This is a genomic window from Bacillus sp. UNC69MF, assembly GCF_000746035.1.
Lineage (GTDB): Bacteria > Bacillota > Bacilli > Bacillales > Bacillaceae > Bacillus > Bacillus velezensis.
Map to the genome: position 1 here is coordinate 1,021,332 of NZ_KN050798.1, position 13,885 is coordinate 1,035,216.

At 44.0% G+C, this 13,885-nt stretch carries 6 protein-coding genes; 1 reads left to right on the forward strand and 5 read right to left on the reverse strand.

The genetic code is table 11. The features are described 5' to 3' along the window. The first annotated feature begins 296 nt into the window (after nt 1-296). Nucleotides 297-608 (forward strand): magnetosome magnetite crystal formation protein family, encoded by a 312-nt coding sequence (locus BR62_RS0116925; RefSeq protein WP_007410147.1) that lies wholly within the window; start codon nt 297-299, stop codon nt 606-608. Nucleotides 609-661: 53 nt separating this feature from the next. Here BR62_RS0116925 and BR62_RS0116930 read toward each other — a convergent pair whose 3' ends face one another. From BR62_RS0116930 to bamC, 5 genes are all read right to left on the reverse strand, one after another. Then, nucleotides 662-2,059 carry a sensor histidine kinase gene (locus BR62_RS0116930; RefSeq protein WP_032871589.1) on the reverse strand — a complete coding sequence of 466 codons (1,398 nt, stop codon included), beginning with the start codon at nt 2,057-2,059 and terminating at the stop codon, nt 662-664. A 2-nt stretch (nt 2,060-2,061) separates the two neighbouring features. Further along, nucleotides 2,062-2,769 carry a response regulator transcription factor gene (locus BR62_RS0116935; RefSeq protein WP_032871590.1) on the reverse strand — a complete coding sequence of 236 codons (708 nt, stop codon included), beginning with the start codon at nt 2,767-2,769 and terminating at the stop codon, nt 2,062-2,064. Nucleotides 2,770-2,912: 143 nt separating this feature from the next. Beyond that, the gene (locus tag BR62_RS0116940; RefSeq protein WP_020955895.1) at nt 2,913-4,184 is read right to left on the reverse strand and encodes a glucuronoarabinoxylan endo-1,4-beta-xylanase XynC; all 1,272 of its coding nucleotides are present in this window, start codon (nt 4,182-4,184) and stop codon (nt 2,913-2,915) included. A gap of 61 nt (nt 4,185-4,245) precedes the next feature. Continuing rightward, complete coding sequence (locus tag BR62_RS0116945) at nt 4,246-5,781, reverse strand: glycoside hydrolase family 43 protein (RefSeq protein ID WP_032871592.1); 1,536 nt, start codon at nt 5,779-5,781, stop codon at nt 4,246-4,248. A 173-nt stretch (nt 5,782-5,954) separates the two neighbouring features. Next, a complete protein-coding gene (gene bamC, locus BR62_RS0116950; protein ID WP_032871594.1) occupies nt 5,955-13,814 on the reverse strand; it encodes a bacillomycin D non-ribosomal peptide synthetase BamC in 7,860 nt (2,619 codons plus the stop codon). Between the last annotated feature and the right edge of the window lie 71 nt (nt 13,815-13,885).

The window sequence follows — 13,885 nt, forward strand, 5'->3', positions numbered from 1 at the left end:
ACACCTGACACATATAGAACAAAGAAAACCGGGCTGAATCGGGACTTTACACGTCATTTTTCAATCGAATCGAAAAATTAAATGTATTTCCAACGTAGACACGCTGAATGTGATGAGTCTCAATATGGCATTGAATCTTATGATTGCTGTAAGAAGACGAGTCCTTGTTAATTTAAGGTTGATGTAAGGTTCGGATTAATACGGGTTAAGGTTGGAGTTGTACAATAAGATTGTACTTCAGTGAGGGATTCAGCCAGAAGAATTCCCCCTTCAATAAATCATAGAGGTGAAAAGGTTTGAGAGAAAATAAAATGTTGTCTTCATTATGTTACTTCAGTATATTTTTTGCGCCGTTTCTGTTTCCGATTATCGTCTATTTCTTAGGCCAGGACGATGTGAAATATCATGCGAAAAAATCTTTGTGGACGCATCTGATTCCTTATTTGATTTTTGGAATTGGCATCATCGCTTCAGGTTTACTTGGTATGAATGACATCAGACACGCCGGGCCTTTCCTGCTTGCGACGTATGCTGTTACATTCCTTGTGGCGATCTATTTTTTCATTTGGAACATTGTCAAAGGAATCAAAGTGTTTTCGGAACAATAGGAAAAAACGGTTCTGTTATTAATCAACAGAACCGTTTTTTTGTATAGCCATTATCATAATTGTATATCTATCGTTGTCCCTTCTTCCGCGGTGCTGTGAATGGTGATGTCCCCTCCGTGCTTTTGGATAATATCCTTTGCTATGGCCATTCCAAGACCAGAGCCTGCATGCGTCGTTCCTGTATTTGTGCCCCTGTAATAGCGATCAAACACTTTTTCCAGCTCCTCTTCTTCTATCCCTTTGCCGTTGTCCTTAATTGTCACATGAGTTCGTTCTTTTTGTTCAAGCCGTACAACGATCTTCACATCAGGATCATTGTGAACGAGGGCATTTAAAATGAGATTCGTGACCGCTCTCCGAATCAATATCGCATCAAGGTTCAGCATCAGCTTTTCCAGGTTCGTTTGAAGCTCAATGGACTTATCCGCATATCTAGAATCGTTTAACATATCAATTAACGTTTCCCGCAGCAGCGATACAAGGTTTACCCGCTCTGTATGTAACATCACATCGTTGTTTTTCAGCCTTGTCGTTAAATTTAAATCTTCCATCACATCTTTCATATAGAGGGATTTACTCTCAATGATCTGGGCGTACTCTCTGATCTGCTCGACTGTGAGATGATAATTCGGATCTTTGATGATTTCTGCATAGCCTTGAATAGATGCTAATGGTGTTTTAATGTCATGAGAAATATGACTGATCCACTCTTCACGCATTTGCTCTAATTTATCTTTTTCTTTTTTGCTTAAAGATAGTTGTTCCGATAAGTGATTGACATTATAGAAGACATCTTTATAAATGCCTTTGGATTTCATGTTGATCGTATAATCTCCATTAGCTAACCGCTGGATTCCTTGAATGACACGGCCGAGCGGTTTTGTGAGCTGCCGGCTGAATAGATAGCCAATGAGTAACGCGATCAATGCATCTATTGATAATAATATGATGGTTCCTGCATTGAACTTCGTCACAAATTCCTTGGTATCATATGAGAGGACAAATTTTCCGAGAGAGGGATTTTTAAACCCTATAAAGTAACTGTACTCCTTGCCATTTACTTTTTTCCCGCCAGCGTAAATGGTTGATAATAATTGTTCATCCTTATATTTATGTAAATTTACAATTTCAATAGGCGTATATTTTTTCTTCAGTCCTTTAGGTTCTCTATCATGATAAACATCCTGTCCGTTTTCATCTAATATTTGAATCCATGCATTCTGCTCTTTTAAAGCTTTTTGGCCCTCTTTGTTTACTGTGATACCATTGTTCGATAACGTGACATATTGTCGGAATGATCTTGTGAAAGTTTCCGGTGTACTTTCTTCGTCATGTTGGCTGTTCGCCTGGAAAACGAGCCAAAACATAAAAATAAATAAATTAATGAAGACTGTAATGATGGTCACGATAATGACAGAGACCATATATCTGCCTGTTAATCGCCAATTCATCCTTACGCATCCTTTACAACAAATTTGTAGCCTAACCCTTTCACAGTGACGAGAAAGTCTGGTTTTGATGGGGTGTTTTCTATTTTCTCACGGAGCCTGCGTATATGAACCATCACTGTGTTGTCAGAACCGAAGAAATCTTCTCCCCATACAGCTTGATAGAGTGTTTCTTTACTGATCACCCGATTGGGATGCTGCAGAAAATAGGTCAAAAGCATAAGTTCTTTAGGTGTTAACTCAATAGCCGCTCCATTTTTGGTGAGCTCGGCTTGTTGTTGGTTTAATTCAAATGGCCCTTTTTTTATTAGGGTTCCGGTTTGAGAAGGCTGTAAGTAAGATGATCTTCTCAGCTGCGCTTTGACCCGATATGCAACTTCCTTAGGGCTGAAGGGTTTTGTAATGTAGTCGTCCCCGCCGATGGCAAGTCCTACAATTTTATCCGTTTCCTCCCCCTTTGCAGACAAAAAGATAATAGGAACGTGTGAAATGTCTCTTATTTGCTTGCAGATATCATAGCCTTCACCGTCTGGCAGCATGATATCCAATATCACCAGATCGGGATTTTCTTGATGAAATTGAGCCAATCCGTCACGGGCAGTCGAAGCGGTCACTACGCGATCAATGCCTTCTCTTATTAATACGGTTTTAATCAGTTCCAAAATTTCTTTTTCGTCGTCTATGATTAATACTTTGCTGTGAAGCCGTGACATATATTGATCACTCCTTGAAGTCATTGTCATTATTATACCCAATGTCTGTGTATCGTTAAAAAAATCAACACTTCTCTCCCACAGAAAATAAGCCAATTTTCTTTTTTGAGTAAGAAAATTGGCTTATTGCGATGCTGATGCCTTTAACGCTTTACAACAAATGTTGTCACGCTTTGAGCCGGAAGATGGGCCCAAAAATGATTGTCCGTTACTTTGAGATCCGTTCCAGGTTGAAGATTGCTGCTGCTGCTCGTGATCCATCTGGATACTTGCGAAGCAGTTCCATTCTGCAACACGAAGTTTTGGTTGACCCCTGTGTTATTTTTATTAATGGCAACAATCACGACTTTATTGTCTCCTTTATAGGCTGACACGTAAACATTCGGTTCAGGATTTTTCGTTGCATCAATCCTTACATAGCCTGGGCGCACAAATTTTGAGAAATGAGCCATATTGTATCCGCGTTTGCTGATCATCCCATCTTCTTTCATAGGGCCGTATGATCTGCGGATATACCACCACACATAAGCTTGAAAATCTCCCTCTACCATTGAATGATGAATATGCTCTGAAACACCTAAAGCCTCAGGCCAGCGATCCGCTGAATTGTTGTCACTATTCGGATAGTATACCTCCGTCATCCATAGCTCTTTCCCTCCTCCTTTTTGTTTGAAAAGAGGATAAGGAAACTGACTGACCTGAGTGCCGTACAGGTGGGTTCCGAGGATATCCATATTCCTAAGCGCCTGCGGATCATTTAAAATGGGGTCCGATATATTTTTCAGGTATTGAAATGATTCCGGCGCAATCACGCGGGCATTAATGGAACCGGCATTCTCTCTCATGAAACGCAGGATTTCTTGGGGCGTCCACCATGTCCATTCGTGAGCGTAATCAGGCTCGTTTTGCATAGAAATCGCATACAGATTCACACCATTACTCTTCATGAAATTAACGAAATCGTTAAGATGCTGCGCGTATGCGGCGTACTTATCGTATCTCAGCCGCTTAGCTGTTGTGTCACCATTATGATTGAAAGTCTCAACCATATCGTTTGGCGGATTCCAAGGGGAAGCAAAAACGATTGCTCCATGTTTGATCGCACTCTTTGCAGTCTCCACTTCCTTGTACCAATTATTTCTATTTTCATCTACATGAATTCTTAAGACCGAAAAACCTAACTGATTCTGTCCATTGCCAAAAGCGGTCTCCCGTTGAGCCGCAGTCAAGTCTCCAATCCAAGCCGGGTGGTTCATTCCTCCAAAACCGCGAATCACTTGTCTTTCTGCAGATATATTAACTGTTGCATCACTTGCTGCTGAAACTTCAGTAACTCCCGGTCCTAAGAGCATGACGGACAGCATTGTGAAACATACCAATAATACACAAATTGTTTTTTTTACGCTCGATATCATTTTTTCCTCTCCTTCATATGTCGTTTATGGACTTAGAAAACGTACCTTTGTCTCCCTTTGCTTATCTTTGTGTAAACTGCCAGTAATCGAAATTAAACAAGTTTCCTGTACCAGTTCCGGTAAATACAAAGAATACGTTGTGAACACCGGATGCGCCGCTTACCGCAGTTTCTATTTCTCTCCAAGATTGCGTTCCGCCTGTGGAAGGGACATTCAAGGTTCCGACAAGCTTACCGTTTGCAGTATCTAGCCGCACTTCTATTTTCCCGCCAAGAGCGGACGCTACATTTGCTTTAAACGTCCTGGCACCGCCTGACCCGAAATCTGCATTTCCAACAGCAATCCAGTCTCCGTTATGAATGTTTGTGACATGTTGATTATTGACCGGGCCGCCGGGTGCTGAGGATGCCTCTGTCAAAATCCGTCCGTTCCAGGCAAACGTTTCCGCTTCTACCCGGTGATATGGATTCAAATTGGATAGCTGTTTGACACCTGCAAAATTTGCCGCTACCTCTTGCAGGGAGCCATCTGGATTATGCACAAGCTTATTAATATGGGGAGAACGGTATCCTTTGCCGGCCCCGTAAAGAGCGGAGCTGACAGTTTGAGTATGATACACCACATACCACTCGTTTTTAAAATTGAAAACAGCATGGTGATTGTTCCCGCCGCCTCCGAAAAATGCTCCCGGATTTTTCAGAAAGTGCCCTCTATACGAAAAAGAATCCATAGGACTTGAGCTGGTCATATAACCGATCTCACCTGGAGGTTTATCGGCCGGGTGCGCGCCCCCGAAATTGATACAATAGGAATAGTAATATTTTCCGTTATACTTATGCATTCCCGAATCTTCAAACATAAAAGGCGCATCAATCGTAGACGCACTTCCGGCAACACTGGTCATATCAGGACCTAATTTCATGACTCTTGCTGTTTTAGGATTGGCCCATTGCCCCTGTGCGGGATTTGAACCGCCCGGAACGCCTCCGCCGGCATATAGGTAACCGGTACCGTCATCATCTACGAATACTGCCGGATCAAAAAGCCATACAACACCGGACATTCCTGGCGTATTTGGCGTTACCAGCGCTTTTCCGATCGGATCTGTCCATGGGCCGGTCGGGCTGTCTGCGGTGAGAACCCCGATACCTCCGCCGCCGTTTGCGAAATAAAGGAAAAATTTATCCTTACCATTGATCTTTTTCACCGCGGCTGACGGGGCCCATGATGCTCCTGCCCATTTGGCAATCCCCCGGCCGCCATTCGCCCCATTGGCACCCGCTGCGGGAATCGTTCCGTGATCTGTCCAGTTCACCATATCCGCTGAAGATATGACGGATATTTTATTCAAATTGGCAAATGAATTATCCTTAATCGTGCCGTCGCTATTATATTCATAGTCATCGCTTGACATATAGATGTAGACTCTTCCGTTATAGGTCAGTGCAAACGGATCTGCGCCCAGATGATGGTCGATAAGCGGATTTGAATTCCCAACATGTTTTGCAATTGGAGTGCTTACCGCATTCGCATATTCCCCAGGTAAACAGCTCAATAATAAAGCAAGAATCAATAAACATACGCTGCACTTTTTCATCTGCTTAACATCCTCCTGTTTCCGCATATTAGGTTTTTTAAAAATATGATAACAACAGGTCATGAAGAATGCGTAAAATGAATGATTTATAGAGTGAGAACGTTGCAAATATCTGACCCTCTTTTATGAAAAATGCCGCCGGTTGCAGTCAGCGGCATTTTGCCCTGAATCACTTACATTTTGTCAAACTTCGTGTCGCCAGCAAACGATCCTATTGACAGTTGTTCTTCAAGAACAAGTCCGTGATGATGCCGTTCTTCAATCCTTTTGATAATAGATCGAATTGTATCCGTATTTTCTTCAATATTGTGAGGGTCAAAGATCGTCACATGGTCTCCTTTTAATTTGTACTCAAGGTAATGCTGTGCGGTTGATTGCTTCCATCCTCTATCGGTCAACTCGCCGCATAGAAAATGATGAATGTTGGCGTTCACCGCGCCGGAATTGATCAGTTTATTGTGATATGTGAGATAGCTTCTGATTTTATCCTTAATCGAAGGAATGGTTAATAATTCTCTATAATAATCCGGAATGATATCCAGATTCCGATGAATGATCTCTTCGGTTTCCTCTTCCGAAAAATAATTCACCGAAACGGCTCTTTTAGAATCAAGCATCATAATGTCCGATACGATGCGTCCGCGCTTCTCTAAGGCTTTGGTAACCTCAAAAGCCAAATTCGACCCCGAGGAGTAACCAAGTAAAACAAAGGGCCCTTGTTCCTGAATGCCTATCATGCTTTCTGCATACCGGTCAACGATCTCTTTTTCGTAAGACGGCTCTTCTAGGAAATCAGCGGCATAGACGGTGCAGCGGCCGTCAAGTCTTTTCGCCATTTCATTATAGACCAGCCCGTATCCGATTAAAGGCGGGAAACAGAACACAGGGATTGAACCGCTCTGATTCATCTTGACGAATACGTTATCCGTCTTGGACTCGAAAACTGCCGCTTGAATGGCGCGTGCCATTGTTTCGATGGTAGGAAAATCGTATACGGCTTGATAATGCATTTTGATTCCCATACGGTCGTTGATTTGATGAATAACTTGCAATACTTTGAGCGAATGGCCGCCAACATCAAAGAAGTTATCTTTAATTCCCGGGTCACTGAGAGCTAAAATGTTCTTCCAAATCTCGGCCAGCTGCTTTTCAATTAACGTTCCGGGCGCTTCGTATTCGGTTCCGGTGAGCCTATTTCCCTCAGGAGCCGGCAAAGCTTTTCGATCGATTTTTCCATTTGCGGTTATCGGCATCTTCTCCATTTGGACAAAGTAAGCCGGTATCATATAAGCGGGCAGTTTATTCAGCAAATGGCTCTTCAGCTGCGCCGTATTTAATGAATCGTCTCCTGACAAGTAGGCGCACAGCTGCTTTGAGCCCTCTTCTTCAATTGCGATGACGACCGCTTCTTTGACAGATTCCGATTGCAATAAAGCCGCTTCGACCTCGCCAATTTCAATCCGGTAGCCCCGGATTTTCACCTGATGATCAATTCTTCCCAAATACTCGATATTGCCGTCAGGCAGCCACCGGGCGACATCTCCCGTTTTGTACATTTTTTCGCCTGCGGCAAACAGGTGTTCAACAAATTTCTCGGCCGTTAATTCCGGGCGGTTCAAATATCCTCTGGCCAGTCCCTCTCCTGCAACATAGAGCTCGCCCGGTATGCCCATTACCTGAATGCGCTGATATTCGTCCAAAATATACGCTTGCAGAGTAGGAATAGGTTGTCCGATGTTGCTTCTGCCCTCGTCGATTTCCCGTTCCGTGATTTCTTTATATGTGACATGAACGGTAGTTTCGGTGATGCCGTACATATTGATTAATTGTGTTAAAGGATATTTAAGCTTCCAGTCTTTCAAGAAGGATGGATTTAACGCCTCTCCGCCAAATATGATTTTTCGGATGTTTAAATTGGATTCGGGATCTGCTCTCTCTTCCTGCATCAGTTGATAGAAATAACTTGGCGTTTGATTTAAAATGGTCACAGCTTCCGATTTTAACAATTGCAAATACCTTTCCGGGTTTTTTGCTATTTGTTTCGGAACAATCACTAATTTGCCCCCATACAGCAGCGCTCCGTACATTTCCCATACTGAAAAATCAAAGCAGAAGGAATGAAACAAAGTCCATGTGTCCGATGCATTAAAATCAAAAACATTTTTGTTGTTAAATAACAGACGAACCACGTTTTTATGTTCAATGAGCGTGCCTTTCGGATTCCCCGTTGTTCCTGATGTATAAATAATGTAGGCTAATTGATTTGGCATCACGTTCAGATTGAGATTAGATGCTTCGGCGCCGTATGATGACGGATCGTCAAGGAAGACAGTCTGACTTTGATAATCGGTACCTTCCAGAAGATGATGCTGCAATAATAAGATAGAGACGTTAGAATCCTCAAGCATATAATGGATGCGTTCTTTTGGATAATCCGGATCGATCGGTACGTAAACGCCCCCGGCTTTCAAAATAGCAAGGATGCCTATCACCATCTCCGGTGAACGTTCTGCCATAATGCCGACAAGCTCCTCGGCCTGAAGTCCTTTGGCAACCAAGGTTCGGGCCAGCTGATTGGCGCGTTCATTTACTATCCGATACGTCAGCTCCTTATTTTCAAAAACAATCGCCACGTGCTCCGGCGTTCGCTCCGCTTGTTCTTCAAACAATTGATGAATCGTCTTTTCCTTTGGATACTCGGCTGCCGTATCGTTGAACTTGTCTATCAGGAGCGATCGCTCATCCGCTGTTACGATATCGAGGTCTTGAACGCGAATTTCTTGATCGTCCGCCATTTGCTTCATGATTTGCATGAAATGCGTCTGCATCCGTTCGACACTTGCTTGGTCATAAACATCGCGATTGTATACAAAACGAATGTCAATTTCTCCATCCGGCATCACTATAAAAGTAAAATCGTAATGAGTATGTTCTTCCATATGAAAATCGAGAATGTCTAATGCGTTGTCATCCTGCTTCATATGTTCTATTTGTTTCTCAACCGGGTAATTTTCAAATACCATAATATGATTGATCAACTGCTGCTTTTGCTCAGTTTGAGCCTGAATGTCATACAACGGAAATGTATCATATTTTTGAGAAGCCAGTGCCCGCTCCTGGTTCATTTTCAATACTTGTGCAGCTGTCATTTCAGGCTGCGTATGAATACGTACGGGAATGGTATTGATAAATAAACCGACCATGGTTTCAATTCCCGGAATTTCTGCCGGTCTGCCGGATACGACCGTGCCGAAGACGACATCCTGACTCCCGTTGTATCTTTGCAGCAATAAGCCCCATGCGGTTTGTATCCATGTATTGACGGTGACTTGCTGACGGCTTGCGGCCCGTTTGATTTCATCTGTGAGCCGCTTTCCTAAACGAAACTCATGCTCACCTTTTTCGTATCCTTTCGCCTGGCCGGAAGATTGTTCTTGTAACAAAACAGTCTGCCCTTCATAACCTTCTAAATAGTTACGCCAATAGGCTGACGCCTGCTTGTGATCTTGTTGATCCAGCCATTCGATATATCGGCTGTATGGAGTGACGGCTCCCCGCTTCGGCTGCCTTTGCTCGAGTATCGCATAATAGGTTTCAAATACTTCTTTCGTAACAAGAGGCAAACACCAGCCATCCATTAAAATATGATGAAAGCTCCATATCAATCGCGCTTGGTCTTCCTCTGTCCGCAGGATCGATATGCGCATTAAAGCATCCCGGGTGAGATTGAATCCCCGCGCCTTATCTCTTCTTGCAAAATCGGCAATAAACTCGCTGCGCTGATGACTGTTCATGCTGCGAATATCTTCAACGGCCGTTTCAATCGGCTTTTGCCGGAATACAATCTGCAAAGGCTGATCTTTCCATTCTGTATAAAAAAGAGTCCGAAGAATGTCATATTTTTCGGCCAGATGCGCCAAACTCATCCTGAATGCATCGATATCCAAGAAACCTTTCAGATCAAAAGCGGCTTGTTCAAAGTAAGCTTCGGAAGCCGAATCGATCAAGCTGTGGAACAACATTCCTTTCTGCATCGGGGTTAATGGGTATATATTTTCAATGTCACCGAGATGACTCGTTTGCTGCACAAATTGATCCAGTTCACAGATCGTTATACCTTTTAACGAAATATCGCTTGGCGTCAGGTGAATTTGATTTTGAGCATCACAATGTGCGATGACTTGCTGCAGGCTGCTTTTTAAGATATCGGCACAGGCTTCCATTGTTTCTCTTTGATATTGTTTACCGCAATAGCTGATGGCCAGCGACAATCGGCCGTCTGAAATCATGCCGTTGATATCAAGTGTATAGGTCAAGGGACGATTGTCACTGGCTGTTTTCCCGCTTGAGTAAGGGGATACCTCCATCTTGCCGTTCCGGACATCTTGATCAAATTGACCCAAATAATTAAAACGTATTTCCGGATGTCCGGTCCATTCATGTGCCTTCGGGTGATCGGACAAATATTTGATCAGGCCGTAACCTATTCCTTTTTGGGGGATCTGACGCAAATTTTCTTTCACTGTTTTAATCCGCTGCGGGATATCCTGTTCAGCTTTGATTTGAAGCGAAACCGGATATAGGCTTGTGAACCATCCCACCGTACGCGAAATATCGAGATCCGGAATGATAGACTCTCTGCCGTGTCCTTCAAGATCAATGAGAATGTCTTCACATCCGGTCCAACGATGAATAGCAGTTCCCAGACCGGTCAGTAATAAATCGTTCATATCGGTCGAATAAGCCCGGTGAGCGTTTTTTAATAAACGTTCGGTTTCCTCAACGGTCCATTGAACGATGACCGTTTCCTTGTCTTTGGCCAGACCGGTCTCCTGTTCATTGTCCTTTGGCAATGTATGTTGCGGATTATGTTTCTGTCTGAACCAGTATTGATTTTCCGCTTCGAATTCCTGACTTTCTGCATAACGATTCAACTGTTCAGCCCATAACAGGTAAGAGTCCGTTTTCTTCGGAAGCCGGATCGCTTCGCCGTTTTGAAGCTGCTCATAAGCTGCCCCTATATCCTCAAGTAAAATCCTCCACGATACGCCGTCGATGACCAGATGATGAACCGCAATCAGCAAATGATCTCCCTCTTGACACCGGAACAATCCCAGTTTCATGAGCGGTCCTTCGGCTAAATGAATGGATTGCTGAATCTCATTGGAAATGGTTTCTATCGTCTGGGACACATTTTTTTCTTCGCGTAATGAGATCACTTCAAGGCTGAACAGATCACCTTCATCGATCCCGCGATTTCGGGCTTCATATCCATCTTCTGTCGGAACATAGACCATGCGCAAAGCATCGTGATGCTCTGTGATCTTCTTCATGACGTCCCGAAGCTTTGATTCATCCAGTCCCTCTTTCCAATAAAGCATAACCGCTTGATTGTAATGGTGTAATTCCGGGTATTTCTGGTCAAAAAACCAATGCTGAATCGGTGTCAGCAGCGCCCGGCCTTTAATTTCCCCTTGTTCTGCGATTCGGGTTACCGGCTCTACGTATGGAACAAGCTCAGAGATCGTTGGGTATTTAAACAAGTGTTTGATTTCAAACTTATACCCGGCTTGGTATAATCTTGAGGACACTTGAATCGACTTAATGGAATCGCCCCCCAATTCGAAGAAATGATCTGAGATTCCGACCCGTTCTAAGCCTAAGACCGACTCCCAGACCGCGGCCAGTATTTTTTCCAGTTCTGTTCGAGGAGCTTCATAGTTCATGCCTGTAAGATTCTCTCTTGGAGAAGGAAGGGATTTACGGTCTATTTTCCCGTTGAAAGTAAGCGGCACCTCTTCCAGCTGAACGAAATACGCAGGTATCATATAGGATGGAAGCTGCCGGGACAGCTCTTCACGGAGCTCGCCTGCAGTTAAAGCATGTTGTGCGGTATAATAGGCGCACAAGGATGTTTCCCCATCGATTTCCCGGGCGATAACGATGGCTTCTTTGATCGCCGGCAGCTGAAAAAAAGCGCCTTCGACTTCGCCGATTTCAATGCGGTAACCGCGGATTTTCACCTGGTGATCAATCCGGCCCAAATACTCGATATTGCCATCCGGCAGCCATCTTGCCAAGTCTCCCGTCCGGTATATCCGTTCTCCTGCTGCAATCGGATGGTTTACAAACTTCTCGGCCGTCAGTTCGGGACGATTCAAGTAGCCCCTTGCAAGCCCATCGCCCGCTATGCACAGTTCTCCCGCCACACCGATCGGCTGCATATGTTCCAAATCAGCATGTAATATATACAATTGAATGTTGGAAATCGGTTTGCCTATCGGAATCGATGCATATGTTTCTTCCGTCTGGCAATCAAAGTATGATACATCAATTGTTGCCTCAGTCGGTCCGTACAAGTTGATGATTTGAGCCTGGCTCACCGACGTTATGATGCGTTTGAAGCCTGCGACATGTACAGGCTTCAAAGCCTCACCGCTTGCAAACACATGTCTTAATGACGCTAATTTTTGTTTCAACATCCCGCTTGGCTTCTGATCCATGGATTCCAGGAAGGCATGCAGCATCGCCGGTACAAAATGCATTGTGCTGACACCTTTTTGTGCAATTGTATCTAAAATCAGCTCGGGATTCTTTTCTCCTCCGTTTGGCAACAGAACCAATCTGGAACCTGATATCGTCCACCAGAACAGTTCCCACACTGATACATCAAAGGTGATCGCAGTTTTTTGCAGAATCGCATCCCGCTCATCGAGAGGGTATTTTTCCTGCATCCACACCAGCCGATTGATGACCGACCGGTGCTCAACCATAACCCCTTTCGGCTTACCCGTTGAACCCGATGTATAAATAACATAGGCCAGATGATCCGGACCAGCAGCCGGCTCTACATTCGACCCGTCTTCACAAAAGTTTTGCGGATCTTTCATATCCAGTACTTTTCCCGTAAAAGGTACTCTCTCTCGCGATTGATTCTGCACGAGTAACAACTTCGTATCCGAATCCTCCAATATGTATCGAACCCGTTCCTCGGGATAGCCCGGGTCAATCGGTACATACGCCCCGCCGGCTTTCAAGATCCCGAAGATCCCTACAATCATATCCAGGGAGCGTTCGGCCATAATCCCGACCGGCTGATCCGGCTGTACGCCTTCAGATTGCAGTGTCCGAGCGAGTTGATTCGCCCTTTCATTCAATTCCCGGTACGTCAGACGGCTATCCTCGTAGACAACAGCCGTTTGATCAGGGGTACGTTCCGCTTGTTCCTCCAAAAATTGATGAATCGTTTTTTCTCTTGGATACTCTGCAGCCGTTTGATTATAGGCGATGAGTTGATTTGTCTCTGAGTCTGACAGAATATTAAGCTGGCGGATCATAAGGTCGGGTTGGAATAACAAAATCGAAAAAATCCGGTTTACATGTTCGATCACTTGCATCATATACTGGCGATCATAAGCTTGTTCATTATAAGTTAACTTTAAATGAATCGAATCATTTTCTATGGAAAACTGAAATAACGTATCAGAAGCAGCCGTTTCTATAAAACGAATGGGGTGAAGCTGATCTAGTGATACAATCGTGTGGATCATTGGCAAATGATTTGAATCGTAGTTCAGATTTAATGGACCGGCCATTTTATCGAAAGGAACGTGCTGATGTAAGATGGCTCCGTTCAGCTTATGTTTGAATTCATTAAATATGGATTTAAACGTGCTGTCCGCATTTATGTTTTGTTTGATTAACATGACTTGGTCTAAACGAAGGTCTTCATCGGTTTCGTCTTCAAAGGTCGGTACACCTACAATAACGCCCTCTTCCCCCGTATATTTGTACAAAAGACACTCGATTCCGACCAGGAGAACCATATAAACGGCCATTGGCGATTTATTCGTCATCTTCATGATGCGCAGGGATACATCGGGGCTCAATGAACTGTGAATACGGTTGGGTGCACTCGACGCATCATGCTCTATTGCTGAGTCCGACATTTGAAACGAAGGGATTGCACTGGGACGATCTTCCGCATCGAACATGCTGCTCCAGAACAACTCCTGTTGCTTAAATTCTGACATTAATATCCCTCCAGTAAGTTTTAGCCGGCTGACCGCTGTCCCCGTAAAAACATCATGCCGGGGACAGCCGG

Coding starts and splice junctions, on each gene's coding strand:
- BR62_RS0116930 (WP_032871589.1), bottom strand. CDS start 2,059: ATGAATTGGCGATTAACAGGCAGATATATGGTCTCTGTCATTATCGTG.
- BR62_RS0116935 (WP_032871590.1), bottom strand. CDS start 2,769: ATGTCACGGCTTCACAGCAAAGTATTAATCATAGACGACGAAAAAGAA.
- BR62_RS0116940 (WP_020955895.1), bottom strand. CDS start 4,184: ATGATATCGAGCGTAAAAAAAACAATTTGTGTATTATTGGTATGTTTC.
- BR62_RS0116945 (WP_032871592.1), bottom strand. CDS start 5,781: ATGAAAAAGTGCAGCGTATGTTTATTGATTCTTGCTTTATTATTGAGC.
- bamC (WP_032871594.1), bottom strand. CDS start 13,814: ATGTCAGAATTTAAGCAACAGGAGTTGTTCTGGAGCAGCATGTTCGAT.